14 protein-coding genes are annotated in these 18,212 nt (G+C 71.5%); 6 read left to right on the top strand and 8 right to left on the bottom strand.

Annotation, left to right across the window (positions count from 1 at the left end; all coding sequences use genetic code 11):
- Position 1 precedes the first annotated feature (1 nt).
- From egtB to FF096_RS18800, 4 genes are all read right to left on the bottom strand, one after another.
- Entirely contained in the window at positions 2 to 1,336 is a 1,335-nt protein-coding gene (gene egtB / locus FF096_RS18815) for an ergothioneine biosynthesis protein EgtB (protein ID WP_309223569.1), read from the bottom strand.
- Positions 1,333 to 2,568 carry an ergothioneine biosynthesis glutamate--cysteine ligase EgtA gene (gene egtA / locus FF096_RS18810; RefSeq protein WP_309223568.1) on the bottom strand — a complete coding sequence of 412 codons (1,236 nt, stop codon included), beginning with the start codon at positions 2,566 to 2,568 and terminating at the stop codon, positions 1,333 to 1,335. The genes egtB and egtA overlap by 4 nt, the downstream gene beginning before the upstream one ends.
- A gap of 275 nt (positions 2,569 to 2,843) precedes the next feature.
- Complete coding sequence (locus tag FF096_RS18805) at positions 2,844 to 3,608, bottom strand: hypothetical protein (RefSeq protein WP_155220285.1); 765 nt, start codon at positions 3,606 to 3,608, stop codon at positions 2,844 to 2,846.
- 1 nt (position 3,609) lies between these two features.
- On the bottom strand, positions 3,610 to 4,239 hold the full coding sequence (locus tag FF096_RS18800; RefSeq protein ID WP_309223567.1) for an RNA polymerase sigma factor: 630 nt from the start codon (positions 4,237 to 4,239) through the stop codon (positions 3,610 to 3,612).
- 339 nt (positions 4,240 to 4,578) lie between these two features.
- Here FF096_RS18800 and FF096_RS18795 point away from each other — a divergent pair, with 339 nt between their 5' ends.
- From FF096_RS18795 to FF096_RS18780, 4 genes are all read left to right on the top strand, one after another.
- The gene (locus FF096_RS18795) at positions 4,579 to 5,949 is read left to right on the top strand and encodes a protein kinase (RefSeq protein ID WP_309223566.1); all 1,371 of its coding nucleotides are present in this window, start codon (positions 4,579 to 4,581) and stop codon (positions 5,947 to 5,949) included.
- A 105-nt stretch (positions 5,950 to 6,054) separates the two neighbouring features.
- Positions 6,055 to 7,317 carry a nucleotide sugar dehydrogenase gene (locus tag FF096_RS18790; protein WP_309223565.1) on the top strand — a complete coding sequence of 421 codons (1,263 nt, stop codon included), beginning with the start codon at positions 6,055 to 6,057 and terminating at the stop codon, positions 7,315 to 7,317.
- A 211-nt stretch (positions 7,318 to 7,528) separates the two neighbouring features.
- Positions 7,529 to 8,965, top strand: a complete 1,437-nt coding sequence (locus FF096_RS18785; RefSeq protein WP_375335357.1) for an LVIVD repeat-containing protein — start codon at positions 7,529 to 7,531, stop codon at positions 8,963 to 8,965.
- A gap of 119 nt (positions 8,966 to 9,084) precedes the next feature.
- Positions 9,085 to 9,306, top strand: coding sequence for a DUF2188 domain-containing protein (locus FF096_RS18780; RefSeq protein WP_155220279.1), 222 nt, complete (start codon positions 9,085 to 9,087; stop codon positions 9,304 to 9,306).
- A gap of 55 nt (positions 9,307 to 9,361) precedes the next feature.
- On the opposite strand, the gene FF096_RS18775 is transcribed toward FF096_RS18780, so the two are convergent.
- Positions 9,362 to 10,972, bottom strand: a complete 1,611-nt coding sequence (locus FF096_RS18775; protein ID WP_155220277.1) for an asparagine synthetase B — start codon at positions 10,970 to 10,972, stop codon at positions 9,362 to 9,364.
- A gap of 3 nt (positions 10,973 to 10,975) precedes the next feature.
- Positions 10,976 to 11,932: a DUF5715 family protein gene (locus FF096_RS18770; protein ID WP_155220275.1), complete on the bottom strand. Its 957-nt coding sequence runs from the start codon at positions 11,930 to 11,932 to the stop codon at positions 10,976 to 10,978.
- A gap of 186 nt (positions 11,933 to 12,118) precedes the next feature.
- Here FF096_RS18770 and FF096_RS18765 point away from each other — a divergent pair, with 186 nt between their 5' ends.
- Complete coding sequence (locus FF096_RS18765; protein ID WP_230462740.1) at positions 12,119 to 13,015, top strand: alpha/beta fold hydrolase; 897 nt, start codon at positions 12,119 to 12,121, stop codon at positions 13,013 to 13,015.
- 31 nt (positions 13,016 to 13,046) lie between these two features.
- Here the strand turns inward: FF096_RS18765 and FF096_RS18760 are convergent, their stop codons facing one another.
- Positions 13,047 to 13,640 (bottom strand): TetR family transcriptional regulator, encoded by a 594-nt coding sequence (locus tag FF096_RS18760; protein ID WP_155220273.1) that lies wholly within the window; start codon positions 13,638 to 13,640, stop codon positions 13,047 to 13,049.
- A 239-nt stretch (positions 13,641 to 13,879) separates the two neighbouring features.
- Between FF096_RS18760 and FF096_RS18755 the strand changes: the two genes are divergently transcribed.
- On the top strand, positions 13,880 to 15,571 hold the full coding sequence (locus tag FF096_RS18755) for a DEAD/DEAH box helicase (RefSeq protein ID WP_155220271.1): 1,692 nt from the start codon (positions 13,880 to 13,882) through the stop codon (positions 15,569 to 15,571).
- 186 nt (positions 15,572 to 15,757) lie between these two features.
- Here the strand turns inward: FF096_RS18755 and lon are convergent, their stop codons facing one another.
- On the bottom strand, positions 15,758 to 18,094 hold the full coding sequence (gene lon, locus FF096_RS18750; protein WP_155220269.1) for an endopeptidase La: 2,337 nt from the start codon (positions 18,092 to 18,094) through the stop codon (positions 15,758 to 15,760).
- Positions 18,095 to 18,212 lie beyond the last annotated feature (118 nt).

The following is an 18,212-nucleotide window of genomic DNA, read 5'->3' as shown; positions in this document are numbered from 1 at the left end:
GTCACCGCTGGGCCTCGTCGGCACCGGCGTCACGGGCACAGCGGAAGCCACTGAAGATCTGCCGCCGGATGGGGTAGTCCCAGTTGCGGAACGTGCCACGGCAGGCGGCCCGGTCGGTGCCGAACGACCCGCCCCGCAGCACCTGGTAGTCGTCGCCGAAGAACACCTCGGAGTACTCCCGGTACGGGAACGCGGCGAAGCCCGGATAGCCCCGGAAGGGGGTGGCGGTCCACTCCCACACGTCACCGATGAGCTGATGCACGCCCAGCGGCGAGGCACCCGCCGGGTAGGCGCCCACCGGTGCCGGCGTCAGGTGCCGTTGGCCCAGGTTGGCGTGCGCGGAGGTGGGGTCGTCGTCACCCCACGGGTAGCGCCGGGACCGGCCGGTCGCCGGGTCCCAGCGGGCGGCCTTCTCCCACTCCGCCTCGGTGGGCAGTCGCTTGCCCGCCCAGCTGGCGTACGCCTGTGCCTCGTGGAAGCAGACGTGCACCACCGGCTCGTCGTCGCGGACCCGGGCCCAGGTGCCGAACCGCAGGTAGGCCCAGTCGTCGCCGTCCCGCCGCCAGTGCATCGGCGCGCTGAGCCCGGCCTGCTGGCGGTGCCGCCACCCCGCCTCGGTCCACCAGCGCGGGTCGTCGTAGCCACCGTCGGCGATGAACGCACGGTACGCGCCGTTGGTCACCGGGGCGGCGTCGATGACGTACGCGGGCAGGTCCACCCGGTGGGCCGGGCGCTCGTTGTCCAGCGCCCACGGGTCGGTGTCGGTGCCCATCACGAACGGACCGGCGGGCACCACCACCTCGGCGGGTACCCGCACCGTCGGCTCGGGTGGCGGCGGCGCGTGCAGCGCGGCGGGACCGGAGCGCAACTGGTGGGTGGCGAGCATCGTCTCGTCGTGCTGCTGCTCGTGCTGCACGATCATCCCGAAGGCGAAGCCGTCGGTGACCAGCCGACGACCCTCGAAGGTGACCTGGTCCAGCAGGTCGTACACCTTCTCCCGGACCGTGGCCACGTAGGCGCGAGCCTCCGGCGGCGGCAACAGCGGCAACGAGGGACGGTCCCGACGTGGCTGCTTGAACGCGTCGTACAGGTCGTCGATGTCGCACCGCAGCGGTTCCCGCCCGCCGACGTCGCGGACCAGCCAGAGTTCCTCCTGGTTTCCCACGTGCGCCAGGTCCCAGACCAGCGGGGACATCAACGGCGAGTGCTGCCGGACCAGGTCGGCGTCGTCCACCGCCTCGGTCAGCAGGGCGGTGCGGGCCCGGGTCCGCTCCAACTCCGCCGCGATCCGGTCGCGCAACCCCTCGGTGTCGCGGTCGATGCCGATGTCGGTCACCGCTGACTCCTCTCCGCGGCGTCGCGCCGCCGTCGTAATCCGTGGTCGATCTCCTGGTGCAGGGACGGCGGCAGGTCCAGCCGGGGCAGCGCGCCGCGAGCCAGATCGAACAGACCGGTGGCGGCTCGGGCCAGGGTGACGTCCCGCAGGCCGTACCGTGTCGCGCGGTGCCAGGCGTCGGCGACGGGTGCGGTCACGTCCAGCGCGGCCGAGGTCGTGTCGGGGTCGCTGAACAGCGCGCTGAGCATCGCCAACGGCAGGATCCAGTCGGTGCCGGGTTGCGCGTCGAGGTAGCGGATCTCCAGGTAGCCGCGCGGGCGTACCGGTGGGAACAGCGTGCTGACGTGGTATTCCAGGTCGTCGACGCGGGGCGGCCGGTGCAGCGCCCCGTCCAGCCAGTCGGCGAAGGTCACGTCCGGCGGGGCCGTCCAGTCCGGACCGGCCTCCCGCACACAGAGCAGCGGCGCGGCCAGCACGTACGCCGTCCAGGCGGCGACCGGGTCCCGGTCGGCCTGCGCGGGGGTCCAGACCGGGGCGGTGCGGGCCGGATCGATGCGCCACCACGCGGCCATCCGGGCTGACGTCCAACCGGTGGGCCGGCCGGCGTGTCGATCGGCGGTGGCGAAGGCGGCGAGCAGGGGTGGTCCGGCCGTGTGGGCCAGTCGCCACCGCGCCGGGAGTTGATCCGGCTGCCCGGCGTCGAGGCAGATCTGCAAGCCGGCGGTGCTGTACATCATCGTCCGCCCGTGCGGCCCGTGGCGGTCGAAGGCGTGGCGCATGGCGCGGTAGCGGGGCGTGTCGATGACCGGCTGGGGATGTCGGTACGGATCGATGCCGGCCTGGCCGAGAGTCAGCCCGGCGGCGCTCAACAATCTGGTGGCCTGCGCCGCGTCGGAACGGGTGGCCTCGATCAGCGCGGCGATCCGGGTGTGCGGTGGGGTGGAGATCTCCAGTTGCCCGCCGGGCTCGACGGTCATCGCGCCGCCCCGGAGCAGGAGCAGGGCGGGGCTGGTCGGGTCCAGCGTGGTGGGGGCGTACGGCCCCAGTGCCGCGCGTAGCCGTGCGGCGTCGACGGGGCGGGTCGGATCGGCCGCGTCGTGGACCGTCCATTCCAGTTCGACCCCGGTGAGGGTGGGTGGACCGGTCTTGAAGCAGATCCGGGCGAGGTGTCGGGCAGCGGCGGCGCGGTCCCGCAGCACCGGGATCCGCTCCACCTCCGGTGACATCACCACGTGAGGCTCCCTCCGATCGGATCCGTCGCCACGGTAACCCAGCCCACTGACATCGAACCGGGGTGAATGTGAACCGCACGGCACCGACGCACCGTCTTTCGCCCGCCGGCACATCGCCGTCGGCAACCGCCTGACGAGGGGCTTGACCCGCCTCGGCCACGGACGACTCCCGCCACCATCTGTGTAGCAGGAGCATCCGGCACGTCGAACGAAATTCACGACTCGGCCACGTTTCGTCGCCGCAGGTGCCGACCCGGTGGACGGGACGCCGTCGCTCAGGGCTCGGCGGGCGGGTTCGCGTCCGGTTCGGCCGGCAGACCCCGGCAGTACTCCTCGACGTGTTCCGCGCCGCCGGCCGCGACGACCAGTTCGCGGAAGGCGGGGGTGCGCAGCGCCCGCTCCCGCTGTCGTTCCGGCATGGCCAGGTAGGCCTGGCAGAGGCCGGGCCGGTCCTCGGTGTTGTCGGAGTTGCCGGGACCGACGGGCGAGGTGGCCACCGGCTCCGGTGGCGGCGAGGCGCTCGGCGTCGGCCGGCGGGGGACGACGGTCGCGGCACCGGCCGAGGCGCTCGGTGCGGCCGAGGCGGTCGGCGCGGCCGAGGCGGTCGGCGCGGCCGACGTCGTGGCAGGTTCGCCGGTGGGGGTGTCCACCACCGTGGTGGACGGCGGCGCGGCCGGGCTGGTGGCGACCGGTGGCGGCGGACCGGAGCGGTCCAGACCGACGGCGGCCAGCGCGGCACCGGCGGTGGCGGTGGCCGCCAGCCCGGCGATCCAGGCCACGGCACCGGCGGTGAACCGGTGTCGTCGCCGCCGGGGTGTCGATGCCGCCGGCCGGTGGGCGCTGCGGAACGCCGCGACTGCCGCCTCCTCGCCGGCCAGTTCCCGATCCCGGGCCGGCGCGGCGGCGGCCCGCAACAGCTCGGCGAGCGGGTCGACCGGACCCGTCGGCGGTTGCCCGCGCCGGGTGTCGACGACGGCGTCCAGCAGTCGCTCGTGGTAGCCGCGCGCCGACCGGCGCAACATCAGCCGAAGTCCGCGCATGTCAGCCGTCCACCGGCTCGGTCCGGGGCGGCAGGCCGGCACGCTGGCACGGCCGGGCGTCGATGGTGGGCACGTCGTCCCGCGCGGCCGCGGCGGCGGCTCGCTGGTCCAGCAGCCGGGCGAGCCGACGCAGGCCACGGTGCGCGGCGGTACGCACCGCACCGGCCCGGCGGCCGAGCACCCGTCCGGCGGTCTCGGCGTCGAGCCCGATCACGGTGCGCAGCAGCACCGCCTCGGCCTCCCGGGGTGGCAGGCTGGCGATCATCGCGAGCGCCGCCTCGGTACCCATGCTCTCCCCCGCCCGCTCGGCGGTGTCGGAGTCACCGGCCAGTTCGCTGAGTTCCTGCACCGGCACCGCCAACGCCGGGCGGCGGCGCTGGCGACGCAGGTGGTCCATGGCCCGGTTACGGGCGATGGTGACGGCCCAGGCCCGGAACTCGCCACCGGTGAAGCTGGGCAGGTCGCGGGCCACCTGCAACCAGGTCTCCGACGCGACGTCCTCGGCATCGGCCCCGACCAGGGCGGTCAGGTACCGCAGTAGTCCCGGCTGGAGGTTGCGGTAGAGGTGACGGAAGGCATCCTCGTCACCTCTACGGGCGGCCTCGACCTGCTGGTCCAGCTCGCCGCTCACCGCCGTACCGCCCCCGACCGGGCCACGGCACGGACGTACGCCGGGCGGGCAGGCGTCGGCTCGGCCCGTTTCACGCGCCGGACCTCGATTCGCACACCGCCCCCGTCGCCCGAACCGAACCGGGCCATACGGCCCGGTAGCGGATTCTCGCCGACAACGTCGAGGACCACAACCTGAATCGCACGGCACGATCTCCACCGCGGCGACGTGGCGGCTACACCGACCCGCTGTCACGCCATGATCACCCGGAGCAGCGCCTCGATAGTCACTCGCCGTCATCGCTCGGCGCGGGCCACCCGCCGTCGCGCCGGACCAGCCGACAGTGGGTACGGTGGTGCCGTGTTGTCTTCGGAGGTCGTACTCAGCGGTCGGTACCGCTTGGACGAGCGGATCGCCACCGGTGGCATGGGCGACGTCTGGCGAGGGACCGACCTGATCCTCGGGAGACAGGTCGCCGTCAAGGTGTTGCTGCCGTCACTCGTCTCCGACCCCGACTTCATCGCCCGGTTCCGCGCCGAGGCTCGGATCATGGCGGCGCTGCGGCACCCGGGCATCGTGCAGGTCTTCGACTGCGGAGAGGACGACCTGCCCGGCGGTGGCCGAGCCGACTACCTGGTCATGGAGTTCGTCACCGGTCAGCCGCTGTCCAAGCGGATCGAGGCCGAGGGACGCCTCGACGTGGGTGTGACCATGTCGGTGGTGGCGCAGGCGGCCCAGGCGCTGCACGCCGCCCACCTCGGCGGGATCGTGCACCGTGACGTCAAGCCGAGCAACCTGCTGATGCAGGAGGACGGCACCGTGGTCCTGGTGGACTTCGGGGTGGCCCGCTCGACGAACGTCACCAGCATCACCAGCACCAACGCCGTCCCGGGCACCGCGCTCTACATGGCACCGGAGCAGGCCGCCGGGCGGCCGGTCTCCGGGGCGACCGACCTGTACGCGCTCGGCGCGGTCGCCTACTGCTGCCTGACCGGCAGCCCGCCGTTCACCGGTGACAATCCCCTCCAGGTCGCCGTCCGGCATCTCGACGACCCTCCGCCGGAACTGCCGCACGAGATCCCCGAAGCCGTACGAGTGCTGGTCGAACGGGCGTTGGCCAAGGATCCGGCCGACCGGTTCAGCAGCGGCGCGGCGATGGCGGAGGCGGCGCGGACGGCCGTGTCGGATGGCACCCTGCCCACCACGGTGGTCCCGATGGCCGCGGCACTGCGTGACGCGGGGCCGGACACCCGCACCGGAATGCCGGCGATCGACGCACCGCTGGCGGGTCGACGTCGCCGCGGCAAGCTGGTCGGCGCGATGACCGCCGTACTGGTCGGGATGACAGCGCTCGGCGTGGCGCTGGGCGCCGCCCAGGAGGCCGACACGCCGGCGGTCAAGGTACCCACCACCGCACCGACCGTCCTTCCCAGTGACGCGGCGGCACCACCGAGCACCCAGGAGAGTGCTCCGGTGCGGGCGCCGTCGCTGCGCCCGGCCAATTCGACGACTCAGGCCACCGACTCCCCGTCGCCGGAGCCGCCCTCGCCGCAACCCAGCGAGTCCAGCGAACCCACGACGCCGGAGTCGCCGAGCCCTTCCGCCCCCGACACCACGGAGCCGTCGGATCCGCCCAGCAACCCCACACCGTCGGCATCGGCCACCTCGTCGACACCCACCACCGCGCCCGCGGATGAGCCGCCGGACACCGGCGAGGGCGAGGGCGGCTGACCCCAGCAGCCTCAACCTTCCCTAAATCCCCGAAACGGACGTACGGCACCGTACCGCCCTCTAGGCTCCTCACCAGCAGTTATCTCCTACTGTTCGGGAGTTCGGGTGAGCGTGGAGAAGTTGGTCGTCGTCGGCCAGGGTTACGTGGGACTGCCGCTGGCCATGCAGGCCGTCGAAGCCGGCCTGGACGTGGTCGGCCTCGACGTCGACGCCGACCGGGTCAAGCGACTGGCGCTGGGCGAGTCGTTCGTGTCCGACATTCCCGCCGACCGGCTCGGCCGGGCCCTGGCCAGCGGCCGGTACCAGCCGAGCAGCGAGTACGCCGATGCCAAGGACTTCGACATCTGCGTCATCACCGTGCCCACGCCGCTGCGCGACGGCACCCCCGACCTGAGCTTCGTGGAGCAGGCCGGTACGGGGATCGGGCCGTACCTGCGCCCGGGTTGCACGGTGATCCTGGAGTCCACCACCTACCCGGGCACCACCGAGGAGTTGCTCCGCCCGCTGCTGGAGTCGGCCAGCGGACTGCGCAGCCCCGGAGACTTCCACCTCGGCTACAGCCCCGAACGCATCGACCCGGGCAACCCGACCTGGCGGTTGGCGAACACCCCGAAGGTGGTCTCCGGGGTCGACGCGCAGGCGCTGGCCCGGGTCGACTCGTTCTACCGGCGTCTGGTGGAGCGGACGGTGCCGGTGGACTCGACCCGGGTGGCCGAGCTGACCAAACTCATCGAGAACACCTTCCGCCAGGTCAACATCGCCCTGGTCAACGAGCTGACGATGCTGTCGCACCAGTTGGACATCGACGTGTGGCAGGCCATCGAGGCGGCCGAGACGAAGCCGTTCGGGTTCATGCCGTTCCGGCCCGGTCCGGGCGTCGGCGGGCACTGCCTGCCGATCGACCCCTGCTACCTGTCCTGGCAGGTCAAGCGCCGCCTCGGCCGACAGTTCCGCTTCATCGAGTTGGCCAACGACGTCAACCACGAGATGCCCGAACACGTGGCACAGCGGGTGATGGCCGGGTTGAACCGTTCCGGGCGGGCGGTCAAGGGCGCGCGACTGCTGCTGCTCGGCCTGGCGTACAAGCGCAACACCGGGGACATGCGCGACTCACCGGCCGTCGAGGTCGCCCGGCGGCTACGGGAACTCGGCGCCGAGGTCCGGGCGGTCGAGCCGTACGCCGAGGCGCACCACCTGCCCGACGGGGTGCTGATCGTGGACCTGACCGAGCGCGAGTTGCGTGCGGCCGACGGCGTCGTGGTGGTCACCGACCACGACGTGTTCGACTACGACCTCGTGGTCCGGCACGCCCGGTACGTCTTCGACACCCGCAACCGCTGCACCGGGGCCAACGTCGAGCGGCTCTGAACGCCGGGAGCCAACCCGCGGCGATGTGACGGGGCGGGCATTCGATCGGGCCGGTCGGTCATGCGACACCGTGTCCGGGCCAAGGTCGCCGCGATCATCGCCATCGACCCCGGCCACTGAATGTGATCCATGTCACATCGATGAGTCTCGACTGCGAGTAGTGTACGGCCAACGTCACTTTCCCTCTCGAAGGGCGTAGCCGATGGTCGGAATGACCCTGCCACGGGGGCGGCAACTGCGTATCGTCAGTGTGGCCGCCGCCGGGCTCCTCCTCGCCAGCATCGCCGTTGCCTCCCCCGGCAACGCGCACGCGGCCCCCGAGGCCGCCACGGCCGTCGAGGCACCGCTCGGTGTCGACGAGATCGCCAGCAGCCCCAACCTCAAGCTGATCGCCAACCTGCCGAAGCAGGCGCCGTTCAACACCACCGCGGCGCTCGGCACCGACATCGCCTTCCAGGGCAAGTACGCGTTCGTCGGCAACTACGACGGCTTCGTGATCTACGACATCGCCAAGCCGAGCAAGCCGAAGATCGTCTCCCAGGTGCTCTGTCCCGGCGCGCAGAACGACATCTCCGTCTACGGCGACCTGCTGTTCCTGTCGACGGACGCGTCCCGCAGCGACGACTCGTGCAGCAGCGTCTCCCAGCCCGCCACCATCAAGGAATCGTGGGAGGGCATCAAGATCTTCGACATCAAGAACAAGGCCAACCCCCGGTACATCAAGGCGGTCGAGACGGCCTGCGGATCGCACACGCACACCCTGGTGCCGGCGAAGGACAAGAAGTCGGTCTACCTGTACGTCTCCTCGTACAGCCCGAACGACACCTTCCCGGACTGCCAACCGCCGCACGACTCGATCTCCATCGTGAAGGTGCCGCTGAAGAAGCCGACCGACGCGGCCGTCGTCGCCACACCGAACCTCTTCCCCGACGGTGGCTACGAGGGTCGCACCGGCGGCTCGGCGACGTCGGGCTGCCACGACATCACCGCGTACCCGGCGAAGGACCTCGCCGCCGGTGCCTGCATGGGTGACGGCGTGCTGCTCGACATCAGCAAGCGCGAGGCACCGCGGGTGCTGCACACGGTGCGGGACACGACCAACTTCGCGTTCTGGCACTCGGCCACCTTCAACAACCGTGGCACCAAGGTGGTCTTCACCGACGAACTGGGCGGTGGCGGCGGTGCCACCTGCAACGAGGCCGTGGGCCCGGAGCGTGGCGCCAACGCCATCTACGACCTCACCGGCCGGGGCGACAAACGCAAGCTGGAGTTCCGCAGCTACTTCAAGATCCCCCGGACCAACGGCGACACCGAGAACTGCGTGGCGCACAACGGCTCGCTGATCCCGGTGCTCGGCAAGGACATCATGGTCCAGGCCTGGTACCAGGGCGGCGTCTCGGTGTGGGACTTCACCAACTCCCGCAAGCCCAAGGAGATCGGCTTCTGGGAGCGTGGCCCGCTGTCGGACAGCCAGCTCATCGTGGGCGGCTCCTGGTCGGCCTACTACTACAACGGGCACATCTACTCCTCCGACATCCAGAAGGGGCTCGACGTGCTCGAACTCAACGACTGGCGGACGTTGACGGCCAAGCTGGTCACCTTCCGCGAGTTGAACGTCCAGACCCAGCCCAGCTACCTCAGCTGGTAGGGCCGACGCGTCGACCGGGCCCGGCCTCCCCGCAGGGGTGGCCGGGCCCGATCACATGGGTCGCGTTTTCCCCCATCCGTCCCGGGTACCTCGTGCGTCACGGAGGAAAGGAGTCGGTGATGGCGCGCAACGAGTACCACGTGGTGCCCGACGGCGACGGCTGGAAGGTCGAGGGAGGCGGCACCGTCGTCGGCACGTACGACACGAAGCAGCGGGCGATCGAGGCCGGGCGCGAGGTGGCGCACGGCAACGAGCCGAGCCAGCTCGTGGTGCACACGGCCGACGGCCGGATCGAGACCGAGTACACCTACCAGGACGACCCGTACCCGCCCGCCGGTTGAGGGCCGACCCGAGGCGACCGGTCGTCGCCGGCACCGCTCGGGTGCCGGCGACGACTCAGCCGGGTAGCGGGGCCTCGTCGCCCCGGTTGCGGCGCGGAGACACCAGGCGGCGCACGATCGGCGTGGCGTTCCACTTCGCCGCGCCGACCAGGTCACGGGCGTGTTCGAGCACGGTGTAGTCGGGTCTGGCCCGACCGGCGGCGAGCGCCGCGTCCAGGTCGTTGCCACAACGGGTCAACACGCTGTCGAAGTCCCGACGGACCGGCTCCAGCAGGTGGTAACCGAACGAGCGGTGCACGCGGGCGAAGAGCGGCTTGTACAGCCGGGCCCGTTCGTGCAAGCCCGAGGAGTACGACATCGGGTTCTTCGGCCGGCGGCGGATGTAGTCGGGCAGCATGTCGGCGAAGGCCCGCCGGACGATCCACTTCTCCTGACCGTCCCGCAGCTTCAGTTCGATCGGCAGCCGCATCGCCAGCTCGACCAGCGCGAGGTCGAGGAAGGGCACCCGCGCCTCCACGCCGAAGGCCATGCTGGTCCGGTCGACCCGCTGCAACTCGGTCCGGCACAGGTTGCGGATCTTGTGCAGGAAGAGTCGGCGGGACGCCTCCGGGCCGACCTGGTGGTACATCGGGTAGCCACCGAACAGCTCGTCCGAGCCGTCGCCGGTGAGCACCACCTTGACCCCGAGCTGCCGCAGCCGTCGGAAGATCGGCACCGAGACGATCGCGTTGATTATGTCGCCGTACTCGGTCAGCTCGGAGATCCGGATCGCCTCCCGCACGTCGGCGAGCCGGATGTCGCGCGGGCGCAGTTCCACCACCTCGTGTGCCACGCCGAGGTCCTTCGCCAACCGCCGGGCGTACGCGAGGTCCGGGCTCTCCGGCACCCCGACGGTGATGGCGACACAGTCGGGGTGCCGCTGTGCCGTGTGCAACAGCGCCAGTGAGCTGTCCAGTCCGCCGGAGAGCACCACACCCACCGTGAGGTCGGTGTCCAGCCGCGCCCGGAGGCTGTCGGTGAGGGCGGCACGGACGAGCAGGGCGGCCTCGTCCGGGTCCGCCACCACCGGCGCGCCCGCACCGAGGGCGAGCAGATCCACGTACGGCCGCAGCTGCGGCTCGCCGTCGGCGTCGGCCCAGCCGTGGTGCCCCGGTGGCACCTCGGTCACCGGCGCGCCCAGCCGCACGAGTGCCTTGACCTCGCTGGCCAGGTGCAGGCATCCCGGCGTCCGGGCCCAGTACAGCGGCTTGACGCCGAGCGGGTCCCGGACCAGGTACACCCGCCCGGTGGCCCGTTCCACCACGGTGAAGGCGTACTCGCCACGCAACCTGGTGACCACCTGCTCGCCCCAGCGCTCGAAGGCGGCGAGCACCACCTCGGTGTCGCTGGCGCTGCGGAACCGGTGACCGAGCGCGGTCAACTCGGAGCGCAGTTCGTGATGGTTGAAGACCTCGCCGTTGTAACAGAGCAGCCAGCGCTCGTCGGCGGAGACCCAGGGCTGCACGGCACGCTCGCGGTCGACCACGCGCAGCCGCCGGACCCCGGCGAGCAGCCCGCTCTCGTGCCGGGTCTCGGTCACCTCACCCCGGGGCACGAGGGTGCCGAGCATCCGCCGGAAGATCGCCGGATCCGCCTCCGGGCCGACGCAGAGCATGATCCCGCACATCGGTCAGATCCCCATCTCGGCTTCGTACGCCCGGCGCAGCCGCAGGGTCGCCGCCGGTGCGAGACAGACGTGCCACGCCTGCCCCTCGTCCACCACGTTGATCTCGCCTGCCCGCTGCCGGTTCAGCAGCAGCCCGGCCAGGGTGTCCCGGGCTCCGAAGCGGTCGAACCAGGCCATCTCCACGTCCACCGCCCAGCCCAGGCAGTGACCGCTGGGCACCATCGCGGAGTACCCCAGACGCCGCAACCGGTACTGGTGTTCGGCGCTGCGGACCAGGCTGGTCACCCACAGCGGCGGGGTGCCCGCCGGGGTGGCCGCGGCGAACTCCCGACCGATGTCGTTGAGCAGGGCGACGACCTCACGGCGGGCCCGCCGGAACAGCAACCCGGCGGTACGCGGAGTGGCGTCGGGCAGCATCCGGCGGCGCAGCGCGCGTACGCCCCGACCGACCACCGTGCGGGGCTGTTCGGTGTACTGGAAGCGCAGCAGTCCCCGCCGCCGCAGCCATTCCAGGTCGACCAGCTCGACGCTGTGGTTGACCTCCTCGTCGGTGAGGAAGGTGGTGGCGTCGCGCCACCACATCACGTCGATGCGCGACAGCAGGTAGATGCGCACCAACGCGGTCAGGTCACCGGCGGAACTGCGCTCGTTCGGCTGGTACCGGGCCATCTCCAGCAGCAGGGTCTCCCGAGCGCCGATCAGCCCCTGGGAGGTGGCCTCCAGCACCTGCATGATGGCCGGTTCCCGCAGCCGCTGGTCGATCAGCACCTGCCGCGCCTTCGTGCTGCCCGTCCCGGCGAGTGCGCTCACCTCGACCAGGAGTTCGGCCACGGCGTCGCGGTAGGCCGCCAGGTCGGGCGCGGCCACGATGAGCGGGCGCGCCGTACCTCGTGGGCGGCGGCGGGCCGGAGTGACGGGAGGACCGGGCCGGTGTCCCGGACTTCGGCTGGGCACTCGCATGATCGGTCCTCTCTGCCGCCGCGATGATCGCCTGCGACAGACGGTAACCACACCAATCCGGATTAGTACGAGCAATACTCCCGTATCCCCCTAACGCATGGCAGACCTCGTGGACAGGCGCTGGTCGCCCCGGCGGTGCCCAGACCAGGCGGGGTTCGCCGGACAACTGCATGTACCATTTGGTACATGCGCCGCGCCGAGGAGGTGCGGTCGACGGGAGGGACGTCGATGCCGACCATCAGCCTGACCGCGGGAACGATCGACTACACCGATACCGGCGGCGACGGACCAGTCATGGTGCTGCTGCACGGGGTGAACATGGACGCGAGTCTGTGGCGTCGGGTGGTCGCCGAAGTCGGTCCGACGGTGCGCTGTGTCTGTCCCACCCTGCCGCTCGGCAGCCACCGGCGACCGATGGATCGGCCGGAACTGGTCACCCACCGGGGCGTCGCCGCGCTCGTGGGGGAACTGCTCGACGCACTGGACCTGCGTGAGGTGACCCTGGTCGCCAACGACTGGGGTGGCGTCCAGTTCCTCGTGGCCGACGGTCCGACCGACCGGATCGCCGGTCTGGCGCTGGTCGCCTGCGAGGCGTTCGACAACTTCCCGCCCGGAAAGCCGGGCAAGGCGGTGGCGATGAGCGCGCGGGTTCCCGGCGCGCTGTGGCTGTCGATGCAACTCCAACGGTTCGGCTGGTTCCGGCGTGCCCCCGGCGCCTGGGGATGGATGAGCAAGTACCCGATCCCCGACGAGGTGATGGACGCCTGGTTCCGACCGGCGCGGCAGGACCGGGCGATCCGACGGGACCTGCGCAGCTTCGCGCTGTCCACCCCGTCGAAGGCGGAACTGCGGGCCCTGCCGAGCCGGCTGGCGTCATTCGACCGTCCGGTGCTCGTGGCCTGGGCCCGCGAGGACAAGCTCATGCCTTCGTCGCACGGGCCCCGGCTGGCGGCGCTGTTTCCCCGGGGTCGGCTGGTGGAGATCGACGACAGTTACACCCTGGTACCCGAGGACCAACCCCGCCGGCTCGCGGCGGAGCTCGTCCGGTTCGTCACTACCGAGGTGCGCGGCCCGCGCCCCTGAGCCCCGCCCACTGGCCCGGACGCACCGCCGGTCAGCGCCGTTGCGGCGCGTCACCCGCTCGGCTGGTCGGCCGGGTGGAATCCAGGAAGGCCGCCATGGTGGCGTCGGCTGTCGCCCGGTCGCCGGTGAGCGCCAGCTCGAACAGGACACCCCGGGTCATCGCCAGCGCCATCCGCGCCTGGGTCCGTGCCTGCTCCGGCGGGTTCCCCACCTCCTCGAAGAACGAGCCGAGCCGATCGGTCCAGATGGTGATCCAGGTGCGCAACGCACTGGCCCACGCGTGCCCCTGCATCGCCGCCGCCGCCATCTCGAAGAACAGCGGCGCGAACGCCCGGTCGTCGGCGAGCCGCTGCCAGAAACGCCAGGCGCCGTCGTAGGGGTCGTGAACCGCCTCGCGGAGCAGCGAGTCGAACAGCTCCTGCTGGCCCCGCCAGACGGCCTCGACCATCGCGGTGAGCAGCCCTTCGCGGGAGCCGAAGTGGTAGAGGAGCATCCGGTGGCTGGTGCCGATCTCCGCCGCGAGCGTACGCAGGCTGGTGTCGCCGACGCCGTTGACGGCGAAGTACGCGATCACCCGCCGCAGGAGAGCCTCCTGCGGCGCGTCGGCCGGCACGGTGACTGTCACCACCCGATGCTAGGTCAGGGCCGATCCACCTTTCTGGACCAGCACCGACGGGTTGGTGCCGCGAGCCTACGTCGAGTGCCGCGCGGTCATCGACGTCGTGTTGGGCGTCACCATCATGCTGGCGCTGCTCACCGGGTGACGGGCCCGGGCGGGCGTGCGGGGTCGCCGTCGGCGACCCCGCGCACAAGTTCGGGTGGTCGCCGCAGCGGACCGCTGGACGTAGTGAAAGGCTTGACCCCATGAGTTCCACGCACGTGCTGCCCGATCCGCCCGCCGAGCCGTCCGCCTTCACCGATCTCGGCTTACGGCCCGAACTGCTCGCCGCGCTCGCCACGCTCGGGTACGAGGAGCCCACCCCGATCCAGCGCGAGGCGATCCCGCCCCTGCTGACCGGTCGGGACCTGCTCGGCCAGGCGGCGACGGGCACGGGCAAGACGGCGGCGTTCGCGCTGCCGCTGTTGCAGCGGATGCCGGACGACCGAGCGGGCCACGACCCGTTCGCGTTGGTCCTGGTGCCGACCCGGGAACTCGCGGTGCAGGTCTCCGAGGCGTTCCACCGCTACGGCAAGGACCTCGGCGCGCGGGTGCTGCCGATCTACGGTGGGCAGCCGATCGGTCGGCAGTTGCGGGCCCTGGACGGGGGCATCGACGTGGTGGTGGCCACTCCCGGCCGCGCCCTGGACCACATCGCCCGGGGCACCCTGCGACTGGGCAACCTCGCCACGGTGGTGCTCGACGAGGCCGACGAGATGCTCGACATGGGCTTCGCCGAGGACATCGAGGCGATCCTCGAACACACCCCCGAGCAGCGGCAGACGGTGCTGTTCTCGGCCACCATGCCGGCCCGGATCGACGGGATGGCCCGCGCCCACCTGACCGACCCGGTACGCATCCTCATCGCCCGCGAGCAGCCGGTTGCCGGTGAGGCACCCCGGGTGCGGCAGAGCGCGTACCTGGTGGCGCGGGCACACAAGCCGGCGGCGCTGGGGCGGGTGCTGGACGTCGAGTCGCCCACCGCGGCGATCGTGTTCTGCCGCAGCCGGGAGGAGGTCGACCGGCTCACCGAGACGATGAACGGTCGCGGCTACCGGGCCGAGGCGCTGCACGGCGGCATGAGCCAGGAACAGCGGGACCGGGTGATGGGGCGGCTGCGTGCCGGCACCGCGGATCTGCTGGTCGCCACTGACGTGGCGGCCCGTGGGCTCGACGTCGAGCAACTCAGTCACGTGGTCAACTTCGACGTGCCGTCGGCACCGGAGTCGTACGTGCACCGCATCGGCCGGGTGGGTCGGGCCGGACGCGAGGGTGTGGCGATCACCCTGGCGGAGCCCCGGGAACACCGGATGCTCAAGACCATCGAGCGGGTCACCGGGCAACGGATCACCATCGACAAGATCCCCACGGTCGCCGATCTGCGGACTCGTCGGTTGGAGCTGACCCAGGCAGCGCTACGGGAGAGCCTGCTGGAGGACGACCTCGACCCGTTCCGGGTGATCGTCGAGACGCTCAGCGACGAGTTCGACCTGATGGAGGTGGCGCTCGCCGCGGTGAAGCTCGCTCACGAGGCGACCCTGCCCGGTTCCGACGAGGCCGAGGAGGAGATCCCGCAGGTCGCGGTCCGTCCGCCTCGGGAAGGTCGGCCGGGTGGGTACGACAGCCGGGGCGAGCGTCGGCCGTCGCGTCCCCGCACCGCCGGCACCACTCAGGTGTTCATCGGCGTGGGCCGGCGGGCCGGTGTGCGGCCGCAGGATCTGGTGGGCGCGATCACCGGGGAGACCGGAGTCCGGGGCCGGGACATCGGGTCGATCGAGATCGCCGACCGCTTCTCGCTGGTCGAGGTGCCCGTGGCGGTGGTCGACGAGGTGATCGCCGGGCTGCGTGGCAGCACCATCAAAGGCCGCAAGGCCACCGTCCGCCGCGACCGCCGCTGAGCCGGGAGTAAGGAAGGGCACCTTATTAACGCCTGGTGTATAGAGGGGAACCCTTCTCACCACACCACCCCAGCCGTTCGGCGACTGGCGCCACCCCTGCCGAGGTGGCGCCAGTCGCCGAACGATCCTGTTAAAAAGGGGCCCCTGCTCTACCGCAGGCGTTAATAAGGTGCCCTTCCTTCCACATCAGGTGGTGGTGAGGTGGTGGTTGGGCAGTGATGCCGGGTCGATCTCGGCCGGTCGCAGCGCTAGGGCTAGCACGTCGGCGACGTCGGCCAGCACGTGCACGGTCAACGCCTCGCGTACCTCGGTCGGCAGGTCGTCCAGGTCCGGCTCGTTCCGGGCCGGGATGATCACCTCGGTCAGGCCGGCCCGGTGGGCGGCGAGGAGCTTCTGCTTCACCCCGCCGATGGGTAGCACCCGACCGGAGAGGGTCACCTCGCCGGTCATCCCGAACTCGGGGCGTACCGGGCGACCGCTGGCCAGCGACGCCAGGGCGGTGACCATCGTGATGCCGGCGCTGGGGCCGTCCTTGGGCACCGCGCCCGCCGGGACGTGCAGGTGGATCCGCCGCCCGGCGAGGGCGTTCGGGTCCAGGCCGAGGCGACGGCCGTTGGCGCGCAGGTAGGAGAGGGCGATGTGTGCCGATTCCTTCATCACGTCGCCGAGCTGACCGGTGAGGGTCAGTCCCGGTTCGCCCTCCATGCTCGTCGCCTCGATGAACAGCACGTCTCCCCCGGCGCCGGTGACCGCCAGGCCGGTGGCGACGCCCGGGGTCGCGGTGCGTTCCGCCGACTCCGGGGTGTGCTTCGGCCGACCGAGGTAGCGGACCAGGTCGTCGACGCCGACGCGGACCGGTGCCGGGTCGTCGGTGAGCGCCACCGCGACCTTGCGCATGATCTTCGCGAGGGCCCGTTCCAACTGCCGTACGCCGGCCTCCCGGGTGTACTCCCCCGCGATGCGGCCCAGCGCCGAGGGGTCCACGTCGACCTCGTCGGCGGTCAGTCCGGCCTGCTCCCGTTGCCGGGGCAGCAGGTGGTCACGGGCGATGGCGACCTTCTCGTCCTCGGTGTACCCGTCCAGGGTGACCAGTTCCATCCGGTCCAGCAGCGGGCCGGGAATGGCCTCCACCACGTTGGCGGTGGCCAGGAACAGCACATCGGACAGATCGAGGTCGACCTCCAGGTAGTGGTCCCGGAAGGTATGGTTCTGGGCCGGGTCGAGCACCTCCAGCAGGGCTGCGGCCGGGTCTCCGGCGTACCCCACGGAGAGCTTGTCGACCTCGTCGAGCAGCACCACCGGGTTCATCGAGCCCGCCTCGCGCAACGCCCGGACGATGCGGCCGGGCAGCGCGCCGACGTAGGTGCGCCGGTGGCCCCGGATCTCCGCCTCGTCGCGGATGCCGCCGAGGGAGAGGCGGACGAACCTGCGGCCGAGCGCTCGGGCGACCGACTCACCGAGGCTGGTCTTACCGACCCCGGGCGGACCGGCGAGGGCCAGGACCGCACCGGAACCACGGCCGCCGACCACACCGAGGTCACGCTCGGCGCGCCGGTTGCGCACCGCCAGATACTCCAGGATGCGGTCCTTCACATCGGCCAGCCCGGCGTGGTCGGCGTCGAGCACGGCCCGCGCGGCGGTCAGGTCGGTGTTGTCCTCGGTACGCGTGCTCCACGGCATCTCCAGCACCGTGTCGAGCCAGGTACGGATCCAGCCCGCCTCCGGTGAGGCGTCGCTGGCCCGTTCCAGCTTGCCGACCTCGCGCAGCGCCGCCTCGCGTACCTTTTCGGGCAGGTCGGCGGTCTCGACGCGGGACCGGTAGTCGGCCGAGCCTTCCGGGGCGTCCTCGCCGAGTTCCTTGCGGATCGCGGCGAGTTGCTGGCGCAGCAGGAACTCCCGCTGCGACTTCTCCAGCCCTTCGCGGACCTCGGAGTTGATCTGCTCGGTGACCTCCTGCTCGGCCAGGTGCTCCCGGACCCAGCCGACGAGCAGTTCCAGCCGGGCGGTGACGTCCGGCGCGGCCAGCAGTTCGGTCTTCTGTCCCAGGCTCAGCCAGGGCGCGTAGCCGGCCGAGTCGGCCAGCTCGGAGAGGTCGGTCATCCGTTCCATCGCGTCGATGACCTGCCAGGCGCCCCGCTGCTGGAGCACGGAGGTCACCAGTGCGCGGTACTCGCGGGCGAGTTCGCGGGCCCGGCCGGCCGGAGCGGGTTCGTCGATCTCGGTCGCCTCGACCCAGAGGGCGGCGCCGGGACCGGGCACCCCGGAGCCGATACGGGCGCGGGCGAGGCCACGGATGACGGCGGCGGGTTCACCGCTGGGCAGTCGCCCCACCTTCTCGATGGTGGCGATCGCGCCGACGGAACCGTACTCGCCGTCCAGGCGCGGCACGGCGAGCAGCGTGCGATCGCCGGTGGCACGGGCCGCGTCTACCGCGGCCTGGGTGGTCGGGTCGAGGGTCACCGGAATGGCCATGCCGGGCAGTAGTACGGCGTCGGTCAGTGGAAGTACCGGGAGAGTTGCCATCGAACACCTGCTATCGCATTGAGTTGAGCGTGTCAGGCTCAAGTCGCAGCACGACCAGGTTGTTCCTCGGTGTGACCCAGCACACCCCGGCGCGGTACGGACGCGGATGGTGATCTCG

Source organism: Micromonospora sp. CP22, assembly GCF_009712475.1.
Classification (GTDB): Bacteria; Actinomycetota; Actinomycetes; order Mycobacteriales; family Micromonosporaceae; genus Micromonospora.
Note: the sequence above shows the minus strand (reverse complement) of the source record. Positions and strands in the feature narration are given on the sequence as shown.